At 39.8% G+C, this 23,994-nt stretch carries 17 protein-coding genes and 1 riboswitch; of the genes, 8 read left to right on the top strand and 9 right to left on the bottom strand.

The features are described from left to right. Positions 1 to 237: 237 nt before the first annotated feature. The 5 genes from H3299_RS03950 (at position 238) to H3299_RS03970 (ending at position 10,053) form a co-directional block, all read left to right on the top strand. A complete protein-coding gene (locus H3299_RS03950) occupies positions 238 to 3,744 on the top strand; it encodes an autotransporter outer membrane beta-barrel domain-containing protein (protein WP_182419015.1) in 3,507 nt (1,168 codons plus the stop codon). 174 nt (positions 3,745 to 3,918) lie between these two features. Next, positions 3,919 to 5,397: a helicase HerA-like domain-containing protein gene (locus tag H3299_RS03955; RefSeq protein WP_182419016.1), complete on the top strand. Its 1,479-nt coding sequence runs from the start codon at positions 3,919 to 3,921 to the stop codon at positions 5,395 to 5,397. 58 nt (positions 5,398 to 5,455) lie between these two features. After that, positions 5,456 to 5,839 (top strand): hypothetical protein, encoded by a 384-nt coding sequence (locus tag H3299_RS03960; RefSeq protein ID WP_182419017.1) that lies wholly within the window; start codon positions 5,456 to 5,458, stop codon positions 5,837 to 5,839. A 361-nt stretch (positions 5,840 to 6,200) separates the two neighbouring features. Continuing rightward, positions 6,201 to 8,462 carry a leucine-rich repeat domain-containing protein gene (locus tag H3299_RS03965; RefSeq protein WP_182419018.1) on the top strand — a complete coding sequence of 754 codons (2,262 nt, stop codon included), beginning with the start codon at positions 6,201 to 6,203 and terminating at the stop codon, positions 8,460 to 8,462. 583 nt (positions 8,463 to 9,045) lie between these two features. Continuing rightward, positions 9,046 to 10,053 carry a hypothetical protein gene (locus H3299_RS03970; protein ID WP_182419019.1) on the top strand — a complete coding sequence of 336 codons (1,008 nt, stop codon included), beginning with the start codon at positions 9,046 to 9,048 and terminating at the stop codon, positions 10,051 to 10,053. A gap of 79 nt (positions 10,054 to 10,132) precedes the next feature. On the opposite strand, the gene H3299_RS03975 is transcribed toward H3299_RS03970, so the two are convergent. The 5 genes from H3299_RS03975 to H3299_RS03995 all read right to left on the bottom strand — a co-directional run bounded on the left by H3299_RS03975 (position 10,133) and on the right by H3299_RS03995 (position 15,256). Beyond that, positions 10,133 to 11,404, bottom strand: a complete 1,272-nt coding sequence (locus H3299_RS03975; protein ID WP_182419020.1) for an ABC transporter substrate-binding protein — start codon at positions 11,402 to 11,404, stop codon at positions 10,133 to 10,135. Positions 11,405 to 11,424: 20 nt separating this feature from the next. Then, a complete protein-coding gene (locus H3299_RS03980) occupies positions 11,425 to 12,246 on the bottom strand; it encodes a carbohydrate ABC transporter permease (RefSeq protein WP_182419021.1) in 822 nt (273 codons plus the stop codon). Between the two features lie 58 nt (positions 12,247 to 12,304). Then, entirely contained in the window at positions 12,305 to 13,240 is a 936-nt protein-coding gene (locus H3299_RS03985) for a carbohydrate ABC transporter permease (protein ID WP_182419022.1), read from the bottom strand. A 67-nt stretch (positions 13,241 to 13,307) separates the two neighbouring features. Continuing rightward, positions 13,308 to 14,426, bottom strand: a complete 1,119-nt coding sequence (locus H3299_RS03990) for an ABC transporter ATP-binding protein (RefSeq protein ID WP_182419023.1) — start codon at positions 14,424 to 14,426, stop codon at positions 13,308 to 13,310. Further along, complete coding sequence (locus H3299_RS03995) at positions 14,426 to 15,256, bottom strand: metallophosphoesterase (RefSeq protein WP_182419024.1); 831 nt, start codon at positions 15,254 to 15,256, stop codon at positions 14,426 to 14,428. The genes H3299_RS03990 and H3299_RS03995 overlap by 1 nt, the downstream gene beginning before the upstream one ends. Before the next feature lie 539 nt (positions 15,257 to 15,795). On the opposite strand from H3299_RS03995, the gene H3299_RS04000 reads away from it, so the two are divergent. From H3299_RS04000 to H3299_RS04010, 3 genes are all read left to right on the top strand, one after another. Continuing rightward, complete coding sequence (locus H3299_RS04000; RefSeq protein WP_182419025.1) at positions 15,796 to 17,868, top strand: carbon starvation CstA family protein; 2,073 nt, start codon at positions 15,796 to 15,798, stop codon at positions 17,866 to 17,868. 123 nt (positions 17,869 to 17,991) lie between these two features. Further along, the gene (locus H3299_RS04005) at positions 17,992 to 18,189 is read left to right on the top strand and encodes a YbdD/YjiX family protein (RefSeq protein WP_182419026.1); all 198 of its coding nucleotides are present in this window, start codon (positions 17,992 to 17,994) and stop codon (positions 18,187 to 18,189) included. A gap of 243 nt (positions 18,190 to 18,432) precedes the next feature. Beyond that, positions 18,433 to 19,443: a GTP-binding protein gene (locus H3299_RS04010; RefSeq protein ID WP_182419027.1), complete on the top strand. Its 1,011-nt coding sequence runs from the start codon at positions 18,433 to 18,435 to the stop codon at positions 19,441 to 19,443. A gap of 74 nt (positions 19,444 to 19,517) precedes the next feature. Here the strand turns inward: H3299_RS04010 and nrdF are convergent, their stop codons facing one another. Genes nrdF through nrdH form a run of 4 tightly spaced genes read right to left on the bottom strand, consistent with a single transcriptional unit; the run spans position 19,518 to position 23,291 of the window. Continuing rightward, positions 19,518 to 20,486, bottom strand: coding sequence for a class 1b ribonucleoside-diphosphate reductase subunit beta (gene nrdF / locus H3299_RS04015; RefSeq protein WP_182419028.1), 969 nt, complete (start codon positions 20,484 to 20,486; stop codon positions 19,518 to 19,520). Positions 20,487 to 20,498: 12 nt separating this feature from the next. Beyond that, the gene (gene nrdE / locus H3299_RS04020) at positions 20,499 to 22,667 is read right to left on the bottom strand and encodes a class 1b ribonucleoside-diphosphate reductase subunit alpha (protein WP_182419029.1); all 2,169 of its coding nucleotides are present in this window, start codon (positions 22,665 to 22,667) and stop codon (positions 20,499 to 20,501) included. Beyond that, positions 22,661 to 23,068, bottom strand: coding sequence for a class Ib ribonucleoside-diphosphate reductase assembly flavoprotein NrdI (nrdI, locus tag H3299_RS04025; RefSeq protein ID WP_182419030.1), 408 nt, complete (start codon positions 23,066 to 23,068; stop codon positions 22,661 to 22,663). Before nrdI ends, nrdE begins: the two co-directional genes overlap by 7 nt. Before the next feature lies 1 nt (position 23,069). Then, positions 23,070 to 23,291, bottom strand: a complete 222-nt coding sequence (nrdH, locus tag H3299_RS04030) for a glutaredoxin-like protein NrdH (protein WP_182419031.1) — start codon at positions 23,289 to 23,291, stop codon at positions 23,070 to 23,072. Positions 23,292 to 23,677: 386 nt separating this feature from the next. Further along, a riboswitch (cobalamin riboswitch) is annotated at positions 23,678 to 23,953 on the bottom strand. Between the last annotated feature and the right edge of the window lie 41 nt (positions 23,954 to 23,994).

Consider the following 23,994-nt stretch of genomic DNA (forward strand, 5'->3'; position numbering starts at 1 on the left):
AATCTTTAGTTGTATTTTTTTGTATTTATGCAATTTAATGTTTAGTATTATTTAAAGTTTTTATAAAAAATTAAGTTATATTTAATTTGTTCATTAAATGTTCTAAAGTTTAATATAGTATTAACTTTTAATATTTGTTATTCTATACCCAGCATAAGCTAGGTATTTTTCTTATGCTTTTATGTTGCGGGGCGTTATTATGCCTATGCTTCAACTGCAAGTTGAAGAGAGGGACTTATGGCATTTAATCACAATTTGATCGTTTGTAATGTTTTACAATCTTTCCAGCGTAAGGCCAATTCTGGTTGTGCTATGCTTGCACTTGTTGCAACTGGCATTGTATCTCTGGCGCTAATCGATGGTGGTTACAGTATTGCTTTTTCGGCTGACGCAAATGAAACGGCTATTGCTCCGAGTAATTTTGCAAACTTTGTTAATAGCAATGGCGATGGCAATTATTTTTTAAAAATACCAAGCGAAGCTAATACAAGCTATGTTTTGTATGATCATGGAGAAAGCGCATCTTATCCGACTTTAAATAGGCTAAACACCAATCATCCTGATATTGCATTGCACTTAAATGGGCAAAATAACAACACTGGACGTAGCGATAATTTTAAGGTTAATCAATTTGTAATTGAAGATGGCACTTTAATAGTTGATGCGGGTCCTGGACTTTCTTTCGAAGTTGGTAGGTTTTTGCAGCAAGGTGGGCATACTGAGATTTCTTCACAAGTTAACGGTCAAGTTGGTTTGAAAGCCAATAATGTCGTTGTCGATATGCTAACTGGTCGGCTTAGTGCCTCGGCCACAGCTGGCACTGCAGTAAAGGGCGATTTAACCTTAGAAAATGGCGCAGTGACGATTGAGACTAGCGTTGGGCAAAGCGCAAAAAATGCATTACCAATTGGCTGGCAAGGTAGTGTGCGTCAAGCAGGAGGACATCTCAATATTTTTAATAGAGGTGGTGTCGGCGTTAGTGGAAGTGAATATATTTTAAATGGTGGTACTCTTAGTATTACGGCGTTAAACCCTCAAAATGCACTTCAATCAACGGGTGCATTAGTAAGTGGGCGTTTTTCACAAAGTGCCGGTAGTAATATAATTTTGGCTGATGGATTGGGCTCAACAGGTGTTCTTCTTGAAAAAGATGCCCGCTATGTTTTATTCGGTGATGATAGTCAAATTCGGATCAATGCGCAAAAAAATGGTGTTGGGTTAAGAAGTGTTTCGAAGGCAAGTGGTGCGGAAAATGATTTTGGTGAAGCTTTCACGCAAAATGGTGGTGATTTAGCTATTCTCGCCAAAACAGGCGGTAAAGGTCTATATCTTGAGCAGGGCGGGGTTAAGCTCATTAAAGGCAATCTTTCTATTGATGTAAGTGAGGCAGGTACAGGCATTGAAATTGCGAATAACAATGACTCAACATCTGATTTTACGCTTGATGATGGTAGCGTTAAAATTGTTGCTAGGGGTGATAATAGTATTGGTCTTAAAAGTGAAAGGGTTACCATAAATGGTGGTAGCCTTGATCTTCTAGCTAGTGATAATGGCAGGGCGATTGATATAGGTTCGGGCCAGTTCAATATGCAGGCGGGCAATCTTTATTTACGTCAAAATTCTGAAGCCGCTCAAGGTTGGGCTGTATATGGTGATGACAATAGTTCGGCTTTTTTTGGTAAGGATGCGGTTGTTGAAACTATTATTGATCTTGATGCGGCGAAGCAAAAATCTGGTTTAATGAGTTTTGGTACTGTTACTATTGAGGATGGAGCCAAGCTTCAGCTTGGCTTTGCCAATACAGCAACAGTTTTGTCATCTAATTATGGAATGGGACGAAGTACTGCAACGTCCTCAATCAATTCTCCTTTTTTAGAAAGTAGAAGCAATCCAATAGCAGGGCAGTTTGATGTCGCACCAGAAAATGTTGCCGGTGAAACCCTTTTTTATAATTATCAGCTTGTATTAAGTGAAGGTAACCAAGATTATCGCTTGGTGATGACACCGAAAAGTACAGGAAATACCGGTGGTGGTGATAACAGCGACGAAAATGAAAATGGTAGCTTAACCGGTGGTAATGGTAGCAGTGAAAATCAAACTGAAACTGGTGATAATGGCGGTGAAAGCGATGGCAGCGGTTCAACCGGTGGTAACAGCAATAGTGGAAGCGACAGCGCTGGCTCAACCGGTGGTAACAGCAGCAGTGGAAGCGAGAGCGGCAGTTCAACTGGTGGAAATAGCAGTAATGAAAATCAAAGCGGCGGTTCAACTGGGGGTAATAGCAGCAGTGAAAGCGATAGTGGCGGTTCAACCGGTGGAAATAGCAGTAATGAAAGTGGTGGCAATGGTAGCCATGAAAGCGAAAGCAGTGGCTCGACGGCTGGTAATAGCGAGCCTGGAAATAATACCAATATTAATGATAACGACAATAGTTGGGTAAATAGTGGTGGTAATCAACCAAACGATAATGGTTCAAGTGGGACTGCCGAGGCGGGGCGTGATTTGCTTTTGCCTTCACATTTATTATCCGGCGCCAATAAAAATGCTAGTTTTTCACTAGAAAATATTTTGCGGCTTGATAGTAAAAATGCTTCACATGCAAATTTAAACCGTGCATTTGATAAATTATATAATAGCCGTAACGAAAAAGAGTTAGAGCAGCATGCGCGTGGCTTAACCGCTCATGATACGACACGATTACCAAGCCTAACCATGGCAATGCATGACCGTATGACCTTAAGCTTACAAAGCGAAATTGATAAAGCTGCACAGCAGACAGAAGTACCCGTTTTGCAAGCTCCGCTTGCCTATGTTGAACCGCAAGCATCATCATCACAAGATTCAACACCGTTTTTGCAAGCTCTGCCAAAAACGCGTGATCGGTTGGTGAATGGAAATACTAAAAATGGTCTTTCACAAATGACCTATTGGGCAAGGCCAATGGGAGCTGCGGATAGATATCGTGCCGTAGATACATCTCATTCTAAACTTGATGCAAATTATGGTGGTATATCTGCGGGTTTTACCCACCGGCTTGATACAATCATTTTGGGTGCAAGTGTTGGTTATCTTCATGGTGATTTATCGGGCGCCGATGGTTATGACGCAAAGAGCAATAGCTTTTTATTAACTGCTGGACTTAAAACCGATAATATTGCTTTGACAGAAAATTTTACGCCAAGTTTCAACTTGATTGGTGCTTATGGTTATAGTCAATATGATCAAAACCGCCGTGATACTTTGGGTGGCCGCAATCAGGCTGATCTTGATGTTAATAGTGGTCGTTTAACCGCCCAAATGGTGCTTAGCTATGATATTGGGGTAAATGCGCGTCTTCTACCCAAAGTTGGTTTGGATTATAGCCTTGTGCGTCTTGGTAGCTACAAAGAGCATGGCGGTGCAATTCCGCTTAGTGTTGATGCAAAAAATGTTAATTCCATGCGGCCCCATATCGGAGCAGATATTATGGTTGTCACTAGCGGCAATATTGAGCTCAATGCTTATGGGCTTTATCGCTATGAAGTTTTGGATAATAAAGTTGGCCTACGCACCAGTTTCAGTGATGCAAGCAATATGAGCTTTATCAGTGAAGGAGAAAATGCGGGTCGTTCATCAGCAAATATCGGTATTAATGCAAAGGTCAAAGTGAATGATATGATATCGGTTGCGGGTGGTTATGATCTAATGGCGGCACGCAAATTTATCGGTCATCAATTTTATTTACAAGGTGATGCCAAATTTTAAAATTTGGGCAAAATGTAACGATTTTTCATTTAGATAATAAAATCAATCTGCTAATATAGGTTTTTTATTGAGTTGATGTTTTAAATAATCAACTTAGTGCTATGATTGTTTTTATTTTGTTAGGTTTATTTAAGCGAATTTGTGTTATTGCTTATCAGATTCAGGAGTATGAATATGGTAGAGCAGGGCAAAATTTTTCTTGGTGCTTATGATGGCGCGGATCAAAACCAAAAAAATGGTGAATATCTTTGGCTAAAATATGCCAATCGCCATGGTCTTGTGACGGGAGCAACCGGAACGGGTAAAACCATTACGTTGCAAGTATTGGCTGAATCATTTTCGACGCAGGGCGTACCGGTTTTTTGTGCCGATGTGAAAGGTGATCTGTCAGGTATTGCAAAAGCTGGCACAAAGTCGGAAAAAATCACGCAACGCGCTAGCGATGTTGGTCTCAATGATATGGTAATGCAAGCAAGCCCGGTTGTGTTTTGGGATATATTTGGCGAGTTAGGCCACCCGATCCGCGCAACAATTAGTGAAATGGGTGCGCTATTATTGTCGCGCTTGCTAAATCTTACCGCCGCACAAGAAGGTGCACTTAATATTGCTTTTAAAATTGCCGATGATGAAGGGCTTGTTTTAAAAGATTTAAGTGATTTACGGGCCATGCTAAATTATTTGTCGCAGGAAAGTAAAGACGTTTCTGCGCGTTATGGCAATGTTTCCAAGGCGTCCCTTGGTGCAATCCAACGTGAATTGCTGGTGCTTGAAACCCAAGGCGGCGAGTTGTTTTTTGGCGAACCTGCTTTGCGTCTTGCCGATATTATGCGCAGTCAAATTGATGGACGTGGCTTTGTCAATGTGTTGGCGGCTGAAAAATTGATGAATAATCCGCGTCTTTATTCAACATTTCTGCTTTGGTTGATGTCGGAATTATTTAAAAAACTGCCAGAAATCGGCGATCCGGAAAAGCCGCGCCTTGTATTTTTCTTTGATGAAGCGCATTTACTGTTTGATAATGCACCCAAAGCGCTGGTTGATCGCATTGAGCAAGTGGTGCGGCTTATCCGTTCCAAGGGCGTTGGCATTTATTTCATCTCACAAAGTCCGGCAGATATTCCTGAAAGTGTTTTGGCGCAGCTTGGCAATCGCATTCAACATGCCCTGCGCGCTTATACGCCTAATGAAATGAAAGCGGTAAAAATAGCGGCGCAATCTTTTAGACCAAATCCGCGCTTTGACACGTTTAACGTCATTTCCAATCTTGCAACTGGTGAAGCTCTTATTTCAACCTTGGAAGAAAAAGGCGTGCCTTCTGTGGTGGAGCGGGTTGTAATGCGTCCTCCAGTTTCGCAAATTGGACCAATAAGCCTCCAAGAACGGCAAAATTTAATCGCGCAAAGTCCAGTTTACGGTCAATATGAACAAGAAAACCATGATGAAACAACAAGACGCAGGTTGGATCAAATGATGCAAGCTGGCGAGCAGCAACAACAACAGCAATCGCGTCAAACACAGCGGGCACCGCGTGCAAGCAATCGGCAAAGCGTTGGCGAGGCTGCCATCAAGTCAGCAACGCGATCTGCAGCTAATGCACTTGGCCGCACGATTGTGCGTGCTGCAACACAATATTTGAAGCGATTTTTTAAATGATATGTAGTTAATGTAGTTGATTAGGCTCAATGAAATTAGAAAATAAAAGGTCGTAAGCATGAAGAAGAAATGGTTTTTAATACCACTTGGCATCGTTATTTTTATAGGTGCCGCCTTGTGGGGAGGTGACAAATACCTCTATTCCCTTGCTTATGATGAATTTGTTGGAATAGCAGTTGAAAAATATGGCTGTGAAGGAAGCGAATGCGATGAACCTATTACCTATGCCATTGAGGCTCTAAAAGAAAAGCAACAATTGTCTGAACGTCAGGTCATGCGCTGCCGCGGCGCCGCTATTGTTGAAGAGAAAAAATTTGTGATTTTAGATGGCGTTAAAAATCAAATTGCCGCATGGATAATTGAAACCTGTGACAATGGCGAAGCATCTCTTGATGACGCTACTATTGAGTTTTATGACGGCTCAGGCTCACATGGTGAGTAGAGCTCTATAATTTTAACAAAACGGGTGTTTAAAGCCCGTTTTTTTTGGCATCAAAGGTGCTTTTATAGGCAGACTCAAAAGCTCGATATATCTCAAGTCTTGATATTTTTTTATTTGTTTAGAATGATAATAATATTTTCTGTGAAGCGTATAAAGAAACCTACCAAAAAATAGTATTAGTATAACTCCATTAAAAAGTCACAAATTATAATTAATAAATTTCTATAATCTTTCTATTGAACAGCTTATTAGCAGCTTGTGTCTTTTAACATCATTTATTCTCTTAGTTTCTGTATCAGAAATCGATTGTACTGATCATAATTTTTTATACTTGTAAAACAATGCAAATAGCGGTGGGCCAATGTTAAATTTTATCAAAGAAAAGTTATTCATTCTAGTTGCTCTGTGCTTAATGCCAAGCTTCGCCTTAAGCGAAGTGATCGTGCAAGAGGTTGATGAGCCAACGATAGTGCAAATTGGCAAGCAGCGCGTTGGTGTCGATCAAGATGGATTTTGTTTAACCCCACCAGCCAAAGGCTATACGCAGCAAGATTGGCAAAATCTTGGTAAATTAACTCGTGTTTCTTGCTTTTGTATCCATGGTGAAGGATTAAATTCACTTGTAGGTTTTCCAACTTTGCCTGAACTTTATCAAATAAGTTTTGATGGTTCCACATTTACCGATATTTCGCCTTTGAAAAACGCGCCAAAACTGACAATTTTATATTTAAAAAATGTAAAAAACACAGAAATTTCAGGTTTTGAAGAATTAGCTAATTTAGAGTTTTTGTCCATTCATCATACCAAATTGCAAGATTATAGCTTTTTATCAAAATTAACTAAACTTGAATTCTTAAGCTTATCCGATAGCAACTTTTCGGACCTCAGTCTTTTAGAGAACCTTGACAATCTTATTGAGCTTAATATTTCTAATAGCAAGGTGACTGATTTTAGCGCCCTTGAAAAATTGCCTAATCTTAAAACCTTAAAACTGAATGGCTTAACACTTGATAAAGATACGATTAAATCCCTTGTATCATTAAAAAAACTTAGCACTTTGGACCTATCGAATAGTAATATTTCAGATTTATCGTTTTTAGAAGATTTAAAAGATATCAGGGAGCTGTTTCTTGACAAAACCTATGTCACAAATCTTGAGCCATTAAAAAACTTAAAAACACTTAATACTTTATCGCTTGCCGGTCTTACCCTTGATGAAAATAGCTCAGCAATCATTGCTCGTTTTACTGAGCTTGATGATTTAAATCTTGCCAATAGCAATATTACTGACCTAAAATTTTTAACGTCCCTTGAAAATTTGTCAAAACTTAATTTAACCGGTAGCAAGGCAACCGATTACAGCTCACTTTCTAAGCTCAAGATGCTTTATTCCCTTATTTTAACTGGTGCATCAATTCCTGACCTTGAACCAATTCGCGGACTGGAAAACTTGAGCGAGATTTCGCTTAATGAAACGAAAATTCAAAATATTGAGCCTCTTCGTGAAACCGCCTCACTTGGTGAAATTGATTTACGCGGCACCAATATTTCTGATGTTTCTTCTTTGGCTCAAAAAGGTTACATTTACCAACTTCTTTTATCCAATACTAAAGTAAAAGATCTTTCTATGCTGCCGGGCGTGCGTGAGTTAGATATTCGTGGGCTTAATGAAAAAATATTTTTAAAACTTCCAAATGAGGTATCCAAATTATTACTTGGTGAAGGACCGAGCGATAATAGAGTGGATCGTAAGGATCTTTTCAATAAGCGGAATCTAGCAAAAGAGACCTACCTGTTAGATGAAGCCCAAATTGAAAGTCTTGTTCGGAAATTACGCGGGGAAAAACAAGTTGAATTTTTAGGGCAGGAAATTTGGCCCAATATATATGGTCTTACCATTTGTTATAAGCCATCAACATTGGATAAAGAAACACAAAAATTATGCGTAAATCAAACCCATAAGGATCTAGGTATTTCTATTGATGAGCCTCTTAATAGTGGTGACATTGCAAAATTGGCAAAATTCACCAATTTACAAAAGCTACAATTGATAAATTTTGAAAAGGTAAATGCTTCTGATCTTCCACCATTGCCGCAATTGGTTTTTCTTAACCTTACCAATGCGAAATTTGTCCAAAATAGTGTTTTTAATAAGCAGCCAAAGCTTAAACTCTTAATGTTGGATAATAGTAATTTTGATGATTTAAATATGATTAAAAACTTTGAAGGGCTTGAAGTTCTTTCTTTGCGAAATACCCCATTAAAAGATATTTCAGCGCTTAAGGATCTTAGATCTCTCTTTGGGCTTGATCTTGCATCAACACCAGTGGAAAATTTTGATACTTTAAGTAGCTTAAGCAATTTGGAAAGCTTAAATTTAAACAATACTAAATTTCAAAATTTATCTATTCTGGCCAAGATTGAAACATTGAAAAATCTAGATCTTCAGAATATTGCTATTTTAAATTTTGCTGGTTTTAGCAATAAAAATACTTCTTTTCTCGTTGGAGAAAATACAAAAACACCTGAAATGCTGCCCTATTTTAAGTTTTTTGGACGCTTAAAAGATCCGGTTTCTGATATTTATAAGCGCGATAATACGTTTTATAGGAGACAATTTTAGGGCGCGGCAATTAATCATTATATGCTTGGGCACTTTACTTCAAAATCAATGGATTGAAGTGCCCTCATTGCATGTTTTTACAGCTATGTTTTTTTATGAGTAGTATTTTGAATTAGATTGGGGTATCGCCTAATTTTTGGGCAATAACTTATCAGATTTTTACAAAAAGTTTAATCAAGTTTGGCGTTTCAATAATATGCTAAAATAAGGCGTTTAGAACAGCCTACCGCTTCAATAATAACCTGCACCACTTCTTGTGATAAAGTGAACAGGGTTTTAAAATTAGCAAAGTATGTTGATACTGTAATAAATACAGTATTAATTTCAATTATTTTCAATTATTTTTAATTATTAACTTTTTTAAGCATGTAATATTCCTTTGGATTTTAATAGCTTCTATATCATCAAAAATCTGGACATCATGAAATAAACGCAGATGGTCAAAATCAGTTATAATAAAACAAAAGCTATGTTGATATAAATAAAATAGATTTTAAATGTGACCACTTATAAAATTAAGATTTTTAGTGAAGTATTACCGTTCTATATATCTTGAATTTTTTGGCTAAAAATGTGGTGCCTAATGACAGAAATAAAAGATAACACTTTACCTATAGAAATCCCAGTTAAAAGAGTTCGTCTTACCTATAGAGCTAATTGGGGCATTGTATTAGTATTGTCTTTTTGGACACTTTTTTTTGCGTTATTTTTTTCAGGTCTTGTGCTCTACGCAAGTTACTATCCAATAAAGCGTTTATGGAATGATTGGGTGATTTCAAAAAATTATGAAGTTATTCCAAATGCATATGCAGCATATGGCTGTAACGAATATGAGGATATTTTAGATTATGCGAATTGTCGTGTTACATTTAATGCTGGTAACCGGTATAAAGAAGAAAAATTAAGGGATGGTTTTGAGAATTTTCCTTATAGTTGGCAAGTTTTTCTAGCGCCAGAAAACTTGGCGATGAAAGGTAAATCTCCAATGGTTCGCAGTGTTGATAATCCAGGTAGAACTAGTTTTTTATTTGGTATTGAAACAATTAAAATACGTCTTTTAAGTCTGTTGATAACAAAAGCGTTTCAAATTTTAATTGTTTCAGTGTGGTTTTACGGCCTATATCTATGGTGGAAAGTTTATTATTGGCGGCGTTTTCCTAATGATGTTTGTTTAAAAGCTATAAAAATAGCCCGTATTTACGATGCAAAAAAACGTGGTAAAGTTTATTACCATTATGGTTTAAGCAAATCTATAGCCGCTAGCGGATTGCGCTATTTGCCTTCTCCAAATTATATCGTTATGCCAAATCCTATGCGTAATATGATGGCATATACATGGTTGCGTAAAGGGCAAGAACCTATATTTTTAAATAAAGAGCAAACAATTGGTGTTGCTATTGAAGCTAAGCAAGCAGGTGGTGGCTATTTGTTGGATTATAACCTGACACGCTGTGTTTTATCTAAGCAAGATAAGGAAAAACTTATCGCCAATATTAAAGCCTATCAAGCATGGATTGCAAAACATCCTAAAGAATTGCAAGAATTAAAGGCGGCTATAGAGCGTCAACCAAAAACCGGTTTAATAGCATAAACGCCAAAAAAAAGCCCAAAAAAAACCATGCAAATGGTTTAAATGTTTGCATGGCATTTTTTAAGTTTTGTCAAAAATTTTAACGGCGCGGTAGTAGCTTTTGTACTTCGGCTGCGGCATCATCGCGGGCTGTATCAGCATCAGCTGTGCCACCAACGATGCGGGCAATATTATCAACAATAGTTTGGGTAATGCGCACGCCATTGCTGCCAGGGAATGCATACCATGGTGTCATTAATGGCATTTGTTCAAGTGAAGGCTTGAAAAGCGGATTTTCTTCATAAAATGTGCCAAGATATTCAGGTGATGTGGCTGCAAGTCCATTATTGGGCACATAGCCAGTTCCTGGAACAACGACTGAGGCACCATAAGGACCTGCGGCAAATTTAGCAAATTCCCAAGCAGCTTTTTGCTTTTCAGGATCCGTTGTTAAAATAATAATCGCATTACCACCAGTTGGCAGTTTGGCTTTTTCAGGGTTAAGAACTGGTATTTTGGCGGTTCTTAATTCAAACTTGTCACCAACGCTATTGATTGTGTTGCGTAATGCGGCGCTGCTGTAAAACTGAAAGCCAACTTTACCTGCGGCAAAGGCTTGCAATCCCGCGTCTGCGGTAAATTCTGGCATGCCGCCTTCTTTTACCAAGCGCTCAATAAGATGAAATGCTGCGGTGCCTTCTGGACCATTAAAGGCAACCGTCTTTTCGTCTTGCGATAGCATGGTGCCGCCAGCGCCAAATAACAGGGCGGAATACATCCAATCGTCACCCTGCCAGCGTAAGTTGATACTTGATACACCATTGCCAAGGGCTTTAATTTTTGCGCCAATACGAATGACGTCATCCCAGCTTTGCGGTGGATTGTCAGGGTTCTCACCAACCGCGCGGAAAAGATCTGCATTATAATACATAATTGGGTTAGACGTTGCAAAAGCAAGACCGACTTGCTTGCCGCCAATTTTTGCAAGATTAAGGATGTTTTCGCTAAAGCCTTGTTTGGCAAGCGTATCTTTTTCGGTATTTAGATAGGGGGTAAGGTCAACGCCAACATTGCGCTCAGTTAACATTCTTAAACGGTTAAGGGCAACAAAGGTTACATCTGGTTGTTCGGCCGTATTAGCTTGGCGCAAAATCGTCTGTATGCCTTGCTCATAATTATCTGACGGATTAACAAAGCTAATCACAACATTTGGATTTTCTTCCATATATTTTTGCGAGATTTTTGCCATCACGTCTTTAAAAAAGCCCGGCATAGGATAATGGACTTTTAACGTCGTTTGCGAAAAAGCAGCACCGCTAAGTGCAACCGATATGCCGATAGCGGCACATATGGATTTTAAGACTTTTTTCATAGATACTCTCCGTTATGGTTTTAACCTTTAAGGCCGGTTAGGGTTATTCCTTCAATGAAACGGCGTTGCGCAAAAAGGAATGCAAGAATAAGGGGAAGGGTGATGATTAATGTTGCTGCCATCAAGACACCATAATCGCTGCCCGATTCAGCAGCGCGAAAATAAAGCAAGCCCAAAGGTGGTGTTGCTTTATTAATGTCGCTTATAACGATCAATGGCCAAAATAGGTCATTCCAATGAGCAACGACAGAAAAGATTGAAAATGCAGTTATTGCAGGCCAAGCATTAGGGACAACAACCCGCGCGATGATGCCAAGTTCTGACATGCCATCAAGTCGAGCAGCATGTAAAAGGTCGTCAGGCAGAGCTTTAAAAAATTGCGTAAAAAGAAAAATGCCAAATACGGAAATAAAGAATGGTAGCCCCATTGCTGTATAGCTATTTAAAATACTTAAATTGCTAAAAGCGACATAAAGGGGCAGGGCAGTGGCGTGAATAGGCACTAATAAGCCTAGCATAACCAGCGCGATCATAAAACGCGCACCGCGAAATTTAAGTTTAGCCATTGCATAGGCACAAGGAATAGCCACCACCACTTGTACTACCAAAATAAGCAGACAAATAAAAACACCATTAAGCATTATTTGTGCCATAGGAACGCGCGTTAATGCCTTGCCAATATTATCAAATAGTGCCCAATTCTTCGGGACAAGCGACAGAGTAGAAGTGAATATTTCATCTTGCGGCTTTGCGGCTGTGCTCAACATCCAAATATAGGGCAACAGAAAGATAAATGTGCCAAGAGCCAGAAAACCATTACGGAAGATGCGAAAAATTGACATTATTTTACCTGAAGTCGAAAGGAGTAAAATGGATGGTTGCAATTGTGAATAGTTTTTATCACTGGTAATGAACACGTTTTTCAACAAAGCGATGTTGCAACAACATCATGATGAGCAAAATGGCGATAAATACCATTGTCATGGCAGATGCATAACCAACGCGTAAATAGATGAACCCCTCTTGATATATGGTCCACAATAAAACCTCTGTCGATTTATTGGGGCCGCCTTCTGTCAGGGTTTTTACGGTTTCAAAAACTTTAACCGAGTTGATGATGGAAATGGTTAAAACAAAAATCGTTGTGGGGCCAAGTAATGGCCAAGTTACCAAACGGAATTTGTCAAAGCGTGAGCGCACGCCATCAATTTCCGCCGCATCATAAAGGTCTTTAGGAATAGCGGTAAGTCCAGCAAGAAACAACACCATATTAAAGCCAATGGTTTGCCAAATGCCAATGATTGCAAGGCTGCCAAGGGCACTATTGGCTGAACCAAGCCAATTGGGGCCTGCAATGCCAAATATTGCTAGAAAACCGTTGATTGGGCCAACCGTTGGGTGAAATAGATATTGCCAAACGGTTGCCATTGCAACAATGAGCGAGGCAACAGGCAAAAAATACACAGTCCTAAAAAAAGCTTTGCCCTTATTAAGGCTGTTAATTGCCAAAGCACTTAATAGGCCAAGAATAAGCGATGCTGGGGTAACAATTAAAACATATTTTATTGTATTTTGAAGGGAGATACGAAAATTTTTGTCATTAAATAATTCAATATAATTGTTAAAGCCAGTGAAGGCAAAATTTGGATAGCCAAGTTCAAAATCCGTGAAGCTTAAAATGGCGATGGCTAGTACCGGTAATATAATCAGTAATAGTGCCAAAATAAGTGCAGGTGCCATCAAAGCAAAAGCTAATTTTTCTTCGCGCTTGGCTCGTAATTTGGCAATATTAGGCATTGTCGGCGTGTAAGGCGCTGAAATGCTGGTCTCAGACATTGTATATCCCCTAGTCTATTTTATGTTTTGGTAACTCTGTATTTTATTTTAGATAAAACGCGATGATTTATCTTATCCGCAATCCGTCGTGATCAAAAAACAGCAGTTTTTCATCGTCAAAATCAAGATGAATGGGCGTGCCTACCTGAAGGGATATCGCTTCCTCTGGCGTGAAACGGGCAATTAATTCGTCGCTTTCATTGGGTAGGTTGATTGCGGCTAAAACTTCATTGCCGATAAATTCAACACGGGCAATATTGCCTTTTATTGGTGAAGTTTCATCACTTATGCGGATATGTTCGGGACGGATACCAATTTTCACTTTTTGCCCAATGGTGAGACTTGCATTGGGCTTAATGATTTTTCCTGCAATGTTGAGCGTGGCATTTTCATTATAAAGGGCAGTTATAATATTAATGCGTGGCGATCCGATGAAACGCGCCACCTCTATATGGCTTGGATTATTATAAACCTCGGTCGGCGCGGCTATCTGCAATAAATTGCCATGCATCATAACGGCAACGCGGTCCGCCATGCTCAAAGCTTCGGTTTGGTCATGGGTAACATATAATGTCGGCACGCCAGCCTTACGGTGTAAATCCACAATTTCAGCGCGTGTATGCACGCGCAAATTGGCATCAAGATTAGATAGAGGCTCATCCATCAAAAAGGTTTTCGGCCGGCGTACCAATGCACGGGCCAAGGCAACACGCTGCCTTTGTCCACCTGACATTTGCCCCGGCTTTCTATTTAAAAATGGGCCAATTTTTAGGCTTTCAGCCGTTTCTGCTACGGCGCGATCAATTTTTTGGCGAGTTGCACGATAGCCAGGCATAAAACTGCCAATAATGGGCAAGCGCTGGGTATCGGTTAAATCGCGCATAGCTAAAGGAACGGCTATATTTTGCCCAGCGGTTAAATGCGGGTATAGCGCATAGGATTGAAAGACCATGGCAATATTACGCTCGCTTGGTCGCGCATGGGTCATATCATGCTTTCCAACAATGATTTTGCCACTATCAGCATGTTCAAGACCTGCTGCTATGCGTAATAATGTGCTTTTACCGCAGCCCGATGGGCCGACAAGCGCAATAAATTCGTTCTCGCTTGCCTTGATGGAAACACTTTTCAAAATAACATTGTCGCCAAAAGATTTGGATATATTTTGTAAAGCAAAAGCGCTCATTATTTTTTATCCCCACTGGTTGAATGCATGGGATAGACTTCACCAATAATGTCATCAATGATGAATTTTTGTAGCCCAGGAATAGATATTGGCGTGCTTGTTACATTGTCTTTTGTAAACTCGTGCATGACAGCGCCAAGGCAATTTACACCAGGAAGGGCGGTTTCGTTAAATTCAACGATATAGGATGTTGGTGCCGTCCAAATAAAGTCAATACCGTTATGATGGGCTTTATGACTTTTATGGATGTGGCCACTTGCATGAAGCTTAACCCGATACTGCGCAAATAAATCCAATAGCTCTTGGCGCTTTTTGGGTTCAATTCCCCAATATCCTGTTTCCCCCTCAAAAGGGCTATCCATGAAAAGTGGCTTATGGGCAAAAATTGCAATATTTTTATCTTTGCTGGCCTCAAGCGTTTCTTTAAGCCAGTTTTGCTGCGCATTATCACGCACATCATCAAGTCCGATAAAAAGGCTATTTAAGCCAATAAGCCGCCAGTTACCTATATCATGAAACCAATGGTCTGGACCTATAATATTTTGCCAGCGCGTAATACGAATATCATCAACCGGTTGAAACGCGCCATTTAAGTGTCCAACGTCATGATTGCCGGGTATGATTGCAAAAGGAATATTAAGTGAGCGCATGCGTTCAATACCAAATTGCAAATCCTCATCCTTATCAGCGCCGTCAATGCTAAGGTCGCCGGTATGAATGATCATATCAGGCTTGACGTCTAAAATATAATCTTTGACGGGTTGCCAATTGGCATTAAAATGTGGTTTTGTTGGACTCATATGAGTGTCGCTAATTTGCAATATACGCATAGTTTGCTTTCCTAATATAAAGGAAATATCCTTTAGATTTAAAAGTGGAAAAAAGGCGCAATGCTTTGCAAATTGCTTAAGACCAAAGCCCGCTTACCCTTTTGTCAAATCAATTTAATTCGAAGCTTGGTATGCGGTGTTGATGACAGCAACATTGTATTTTTATTACAATTTGATGAAGCAATGCCTATACATTACTTTTTGCTTATAAAATGCGATTGTTGAAATCTAAAAATTGAATGGCGTATTTGATTGATAATTTATCAGGTTTATTAACCAAAAGGCTAATTTATGAAAATAGATGACGGATTTATAGCCACCGCAGTTCTTTACCGGTTTTTATATCTATTAGATAAATAGCTGGAAATATTTCATCTATACATCAGGGCATCATAGGCTAATTAACTTTTACTCTAAGCTTTTAATCCCCGATTTAATTTATAGCTTCTATAAAAATGTTTGCAAATTTTTGCACCTAGTCGCAATATAGCCACATTTCGAGGAGCCGGACAGATTCTGTCCTTATTGGAGGGTTACCTATGTTATATAGAGCCAAGCCTTTAAGCGCTGCGCACAAACTTATTCTTGGTTTGCTGGCAATTATTGGCGCATTTTCTTTAGGCTATATTGCTTTAAATCGTGGCGAAGCGATCAATGCGGTTTGGATTGTTGTTGCGGCAGTTTGTGTTTATCTCATTGCTTATCGCCTTTATGGCATGTTTATTTTGAATAAAGTTTTACAGGCTGATCCCACCCGTATGACGCCAGCTGTGCGCCATAATGATGGGCTTGATTATGTGCCAACTGACAAGAATATATTGTATGGCCACCATTTTGCTGCGATCGCTGGTGCTGGGCCATTGGTTGGGCCAGTTCTTGCCGCGCAAATGGGTTATTTACCTGGCATGCTTTGGATCTTGGCAGGTTGTGTGCTTGCTGGTGCTGTGCAAGACTTTATGGTTCTTTTCATTTCAACTCGCCGCGATGGTCGCTCACTGGGTGAGCTTGTGCGTGAAGAAATGGGTACAATACCCGGCGTCATCGCTCTTGTTGGCTGTTTTATGATTATGCTTATCATTCTCGGCGTTTTGGCTATGGTGGTGGTTAATGCTCTTGATGGTAGTCCTTGGGGTACCTATACGGTTGGCTTTACCATTCCTTTAGCACTGTTTATGGGTGTTTATTTGCGCTATATTCGCCCAGGTCGGGTGGGTGAAGTTTCCATCATTGGCATCGCTTTCCTGATATTTGCTATTATTTCAGGTGGTTGGTTCGCAGATAGTAGTATTGGACATTATTTAAGTTTTAATAAGCCAACACTTGCCAGTATCATTATTTTTTATGGATTTATCGCTGCGGTTTTACCGGTTTGGCTTTTGCTCGCACCGCGTGATTATCTTTCGACCTTTTTAAAAATTGGTACCATTATTGGTCTTGCTATTGGTATCGTTATTTTACGACCAACGCTTGAAATGCCAGCATTGACAGATTTTGCGGCAAAAGGTGGGCCTGTATGGGCTGGGCAGCTTTTCCCATTCTTGTTCATTACCATTGCCTGTGGTGCAGTGTCGGGCTTCCACGCGCTTATTTCATCAGGTACTACGCCCAAGATGCTCGCCAATGAAACACAGGCTTGCTATATTGGCTATGGTGGCATGTTGATGGAATCTTTTGTGGCTATCATGGCTTTGGTGGCTGCTTGTGTCATTAATCCTGGTGTTTATTTTGCCATGAATACCCCCTTAGGCACGTTGGTTCCCAATGGAACAGTTGATGCTTTACAATCTGCATCCCAAATTATTTCAAGCTGGGGTTTTCATGTTACGCCAGAAATTTTGCAGCAAATCGCAAAAGATGTTGGTGAACCAAGTATTCTTGGCCGTGCTGGAGGTGCGCCAACATTGGCTGTTGGTATGGCGCATATTTTGCATAATGCTATGTCTGGCTGGCTTGGTATGTCGTTTTGGTACCATTTTGCGATTTTGTTCGAAGCCTTGTTCATATTAACTGCGGTTGATGCAGGCACCCGCTCTGCTCGCTTTATGCTGCAAGATCTTCTTGGTCTCGTGCATCCAGACTTGCGTAAAACTGATAGCCTGCCAGCAAATCTTTTAGCGACATTTATTGTTGTCTTGCTTTGGGGCTATTTTGTTATGGTCGGTGCCCTTGATGAAACAGGTAAAGGCGGCATTTATACATTATGGCCATTATTTGGTATTGCAAACCAGATGCTTGCTGCAATAGCTTTGATGTTGTGCGCTGTGGTCTTGTTTAAGATGAAGCGTCAACGTTTTGCGTGGGTTGCCATTATTCCTGCATGTTGGTTGCTTATTTGCACTATGACTGCTGGCTGGATTAAAATATTTGATGCAAAATTGAGCTTTTTTGTTGCTGCATCAAATGCCGCAAATATGCAGGGCAAAATTAGCAATACAGTGAATGGCGCTTTAACTGCATTCTTTATGTTGGTTGTCATTTCGCTCGCAATCTATTCAATCAAAACGGCAATGGCTGCGCTTAAAAACGATAAGCCTACATCTGCCGAATTACCTTATGAAAGATTGCCAGACCAATATATTCCTGAAGAATATAGAGATGCTAAGACGGCATAAAACTATGTGCTGAAACGAATATGGTCTGCTCATTTTAAAAATTGGCAGACCATATTAACAATTTAAAAATCTATGCCAAACGTTTAATGATACTAAGCGTTCAATATTGGTGGAGGAAATGCCATGTTTAACAAAATTGCTAAGGCCGGCAAATATATGGGGCAGGCGGCTAAATTAATGATTGGCGTGCCTGACTATGATAATTATGTTCAACATATGCGATTGACCCATCCAGACCAAACACCCATGACTTATCCTGAATTTTTTAAAGATAGGCAAGATGCTCGTTTTGGTGGCAAAGGTGGTTTTAAGTGCTGCTAGATTAGGGCGATGATATTTTGGCTCTACATAGATTTGCAAGAGCTTTGTTAAATATTTCCAAAATGTAGTTCTTGCGGCATTTTATTCAATTCTTTAAATTATATTTTCTTTTATAATCAGGGTGTTGTGTTAATTAATTAACTTATGGTTAAAGCTTTATTTAAAGTTATGGTTAAAAAAGCATTAATTTTTATAAAGAATTTATGTTAAAGTTTTGATTTTAAATTATTAAAGGGTTTTCTTATGGTTGTTCCTGTTACCGTTTTTTCGGGTTTTTTGGGTTCTGGTAAAACAACCTTAATCAATCATTTATTACGCAATGATCAAAAGACACCATTTGCGATCATTGAAAATGAATTTGGTGAAACAGGCATTGATGGCATATTACTTGAAAAGCGCGATAAGCTTGAAATTGTAGAAATGAGCAATGGCTGCGTCTGCTGTAGTGTTCGGGGTGAATTTGCAACTGGCATTAATCAATTGCTTGAAAAGCGCGACAAAGGATTGGTTGATTTTGAACGCATCATAATTGAAACCACTGGACTTGCTGACCCTTCGCCGGTGGTGCAAACTTTTTTCGTTGATGATAATCTGCGCGAAAAAACTATGCTTGATGCCTGCATTGTCCTTGCTGATAGCGAGCATATTGAGCGCCAATTGGATGAGCATAATGTGGCGGTAGCGCAAATTGCCTTTGCGGATCGTATCTTTTTAACCAAAACTGATCGTATTGACAGCGAAAAAAAACAATCAATCTTAAAAAGATTAAGTAAAATCAATTGTAAAGCTGACTTTTTTGAAGTGGTTAATGGTGCTTGCCCACAGGAACTTTGGCTCAATGTCAAGGCTTTTGAATTAAGTGATGAACTGCAAATAACCAAGGGTAGTTTGGGCTTTGATGAAGCGCAAAAGCCGTGCTTTAGTGCTTTTTCCGCGCAGGGCGTGCAGCAGCAATCCTGGGGGGATACTATCCAATCGCTTTATTTTGAAATGGCGCTTTTTGATATTGATCGCTTAGGCAGCTTTATGGAAAAATTGATTGAAGATTTTGGCAATGATATGTTGCGCTATAAGGGCGTTTTTGCCATTGCTGGTGAAGAAAAGCGGCTTATTTTGCAAGGAGTGCATAAGGTAGCGGCTTTTGATTATGGCTCACCTTGGAATGAAGAAAAGGCACTATCAAAATTTATTATTATTGGCCGCGGGCTTGATCAAGATTGGTTGCGTGAGCAATTAACGCAATGTCTTGCATGATTATATAAGAGATTATTTTTTTGAATTTTCAATAATCTCTTATATTTTAATAGGTTGTGCTAATTTATTGATGTTTAAAAAGCCCAATCTTCATCCTGCGTGGCAACTGCTTTACCAATAACATAAGATGAGCCAGAGCCTGAGAAAAAGTCATGATTTTCATTGGCTGCGGGTGATAGGGCTGATAAAATAGCCGGATTGACCGCACAAATTTCTGCTGGAAAAAGCGCATCAAAACCCAAATTCATCAGCGCCTTGTTAGCATTATAATGCAAAAACATTTTCACATCTTCACTTAAGCCAACCGCGTCATAAAGGTCCTCAGTATATTTGCTTTCCACTTCATAAAGGTCGAGCAAAAATGCAATGGTGAAATCTTTAATTTCTTGCTGTTTTTCACTGCTGCATTTTTTAAAGGCTTTTTGGAATTTATAGCCGATATAATAGCCATGCACTGCTTCATCACGAATGATAAGGCGGATAAGGTCAGCAGTATTAGTAAGCTTAGCGCGGCTTGACCAATACATTGGCAGATAAAAACCAGAATAGAACAAAAAGCTTTCAAGAAAAACCGAGGCGATTTTTTTCTTCAATGGATCATCAGCTTGATAACGCTCAATCACCAGCTTTGCTTTTTCTTGCAAATAGCGATTTTCTTCCGCCCAACGAAATGCTTCATCAACATCAACGGTAAGACAAAGGGTAGAAAAAATTGACGAATAGGAGCGTGCATGTACCGCTTCCATAAAGGCAATATTGGTAAGAACTGCTTCTTCATGTTGGTTTTCAGCGTCTTCTAAAAGTGATATCGCTCCAACGGAATTTTGAACGGTATCAAGTAAAGTAAGACCGGTGAAAACGCGTATGGTCAAAATTTGTTCTTCACGGGTAAGGCTTGCCCAAGAGCCAATATCATTAGAAAGAGGTACTTTTTCTGGCAGCCAAAAATTAACCGTCAAGCGGTTCCAAACTTCAAGGTCTTTTTCATCTTCAACGCGGTTCCAATTAATGGCGCGTACGGGTTTTGCTTTTAAATGGTTCATTTGATGTGCTCCTTAAAGACTGCATGATACGCAGCCTTCAACCTCGGTGCCGCTTAGGGCATCTTGGCGAATGCGGACATAATAAATAGTTTTAATGCCTTTTTTCCATGCATAGATTTGCGCGCGATTAATGTCGCGTGTTGTTGCAGTGTCAGGAAAAAATAGTGTTAGCGATAGGCCTTGGTCGACATGGCGAGTGGCCTCGGCATAAGTGTCGATGATTTTTTCAGGGCCAATTTTATAGGCGTCTTCAAAATATTGAAGGTTGTCATTGGTCATATAAGGCGCTGGATAATAGACGCGGCCAATTTTGCCTTCTTTACGAATTTCGATTTTTGACACAATAGGGTGAATGGACGAGGTGGCATGATTAATATAGGAAATAGAGCCGGTTGGGGGCACAGCCTGTAAATAGCTGTTATAAAGTCCATATTCGGCAACTCTATCGGCTAATTCACGCCAATCATCTTTTGTGGGGATAGCAATTGCATTTTTTGCAAAGAGCTCAATCACTTTAGGAGTTTTTGGCTGCCATTCTTCATTTATATATTTGGCAAAATAGCTCTTATCGGCATAGGCAGAGTTTTCAAATCCTAAAAAGTGACTTCCATGTTCCTTCGCTAATTTGTTCGAGGCACAAAGCGCATGATAGGTGATGGTGTAAAAATAGATATTAGTAAAATCAAGCGCTTCAGGTGAGCCATAATAAATATGTTCACGAGCAAGAAAGCCATGAAGGTTCATTTGCCCAAGACCAATGGCATGGCTTTCACGATTGCCTTTAGCAATTGAAGGAACACATTCCATATTGCTCATTTGTGAAACAGCGGTAAGGGCGCGTATAGCTGTTTCAACCGTATTGCCAAAATTGGGAGAATCCATCGTTTTAGCAATGTTGAGCGAACCAAGATTGCAGGAAATATCGTTGCCAATAGTTTTATAAGAAAGATCGGCATTAAATTCGCTGGCGTTATTTACTTGCAAAATTTCAGAGCAAAGATTGCTCATTGAAATGCGGCCAGCAAGCGGATTAAGTCGATTGGCGGTATCTTCAAATAAAATATAAGGATAACCTGACTCAAACTGAATTTCTGCAAGGCGTTGAAAAAAAATGCGGGCATTAATACGGGTTTTGCGAATATCAGGATTATCAACAAAGTCTCGATAATGCTTACTTATTTCAATATCACTCATGCATTTTCCGGTGACACGCTCAATATCATAAGGAGAAAATAGATACATTTCCTCATTTTGGCGGGCAAGCTCAAACGTAATATCAGGAATAATTACCCCTAAGGATAAGGTTTTGATGCGGATTTTTTCGTCTGCATTTTCGCGCTTGGTGTCAAGAAAAGTTAAAATATCTGGGTGGTGAGCATGTAAATACACCGCACCAGCCCCTTGGCGCGCACCAAGTTGGTTGGCATAAGAAAACGCATCTTCAAGCATTTTCATCACTGGTACAATGCCTGATGACTGGTTTTCAATATGCTTGATCGGTGCGCCCGCTTCACGCAAATTGGTAAGGCTAAGGGCAACGCCGCCGCCGCGCTTTGATAATTGCAAAGCCGAATTGATAGAACGGCCAATTGATTCCATATTGTCTTCAAGGCGCAATAAAAAGCATGAAACAAGTTCGCCGCGCTGCTGTTTACCAGCATTTAAAAAAGTTGGTGTAGCAGGCTGGAAGCGACCGGTGATAATTTCATCAACTAATTTTATTGCAAGTTCTTGATTGCCGCGTGCAAGGCTTAATGCAACCATGACAACGCGATCTTCATAACGTTCTAAATAGCGCGTGCCATCGCGTGTTTTTAAGGTGTACGCGGTGTAATATTTAAAGGCGCCAAGAAAAGTTGGAAAGCGAAATTTAAAGCCATAAGCGCGTTGGAAAAGGCTTTTTATAAAATCGCTATCATAGGCATCTAACACGCTTTTTTCATAAAAACCTTCTTCGACAAGGTAATCGAGTTTTTCTTCTAAATTATGAAAGAAAACTGTGTTTTGGTTGACATGCTGCAAAAAATACTGCCGCGCTGCCATTTTATCCATTTCAAATTGGATTGTACCATTTTCATCATAAATATTAAGCATGGCATTTAGGGCATGAAAATCAAGCTGTGTTTCGCTGCGCGCTGATTTTGCTATTTGCGATTTATCCAATTGCGGCTGGTCTAGCATTGGTTTTTTCCAAGATTTTTAAAGTTTTTTAAGATTTCATGAACATTGTCAGCATCTTCTTGCGTGCCGCGCAGTTCAAAGCGATAAAGGCAAGGCACATTGCATTTTTGCGCAATAATATCGCCAGCAAGGGCATAGGTATTGCCAAAGTTGCGATTGCCACCAGCAATGACACCGCGAATGCGGTGGCGATTTTCTTCTTCATTTAAAAAATGGATAATGGCTTTGGGTACAGCGCCATTTCCTTCGCCATCAGCATAGGTTGGCAACACCAAAATATAGTCATCACCTATATGTTTGGCTGGTTCTTTGCGATCAATGCGAAAGGCGGGCAATTGCAAGCGCTCGACAAAAGCATGAGTATTGCCGGTCGAGCTCGAGTAATAGGCAAGCAAAAGCATATTATGCAATCTTCGCAATCATGTCAGGGCGAAACCCAGCCCAATGATGATCACCTGCAACAACAACAGGAACTTGACGATAGCCCAACGATTGAACCCGCGAAAAACCATCTTCATTCTCAGTAATATCAATAATATTGTAAGCAATACCCTTAGTATCAAGAACGCGGTAAGTAGCAGTACATTGAGCGCATTGGGGCTTTGAATAGATGGTAACTTGCATGAGATAAATTCCTTTTGAGGATAACTAGCTTTGGTACTTTATAGAGTTTTGGTTAAGCATAAACGCCGAGCAATAAGGGCTTAGCCTTATGCTGCGTTAAATCCGTGCTTTGTCATGGAGGATGGCGCTGTCAGAAATATTAAAGCAGCAAAGCTCAATGCTGCTTATTGTAGCTCGACGGCGCTATAGCTTTAGTTACTGCTGCAATGGTGGGGCCTTGATGTATTGGACATCAAAAATTTTTAGATAAAGCATTATAAACTTCCTTCCCGAAGCCTAAAGAGGCATTTGCACGGGTGAGTTTAACGCATTGGCACAGGCAATAGACCTAAACCAAAAGGGCGCAAAGATGCGCCGATTAAACCTCGCCAGTGCAGACACCCCGTCTGTTGACATTTATTCAAGGCAGGTCTCCTGGCTCACAGCTCAACGCAATTAACGACCTTCCCAAGCGTTATTTCAATTTCATTTTAGCAATGATGCTAATTATGATTTTAAAAATTTTGCTCAGTGGTTAAACCGTTATTGCTCCTTGTTCACAGTTGCGGGGGCAGCTTTGGAATAATATCTATAATCAAATGTAAGGCATTGATTATTAAGCTATCTACCAAATTCCCTTTAAATTTGAACAGAATCAAATAACCTTGAATACTAGATATAGTAGTCTATTTGAATTTTTGGTCAATATATATGGTTAGATTAT

The sequence above is a fragment of the Bartonella sp. HY038 genome (genome assembly GCF_014117425.1).
Classification (GTDB): domain Bacteria; phylum Pseudomonadota; class Alphaproteobacteria; order Rhizobiales; family Rhizobiaceae; genus HY038.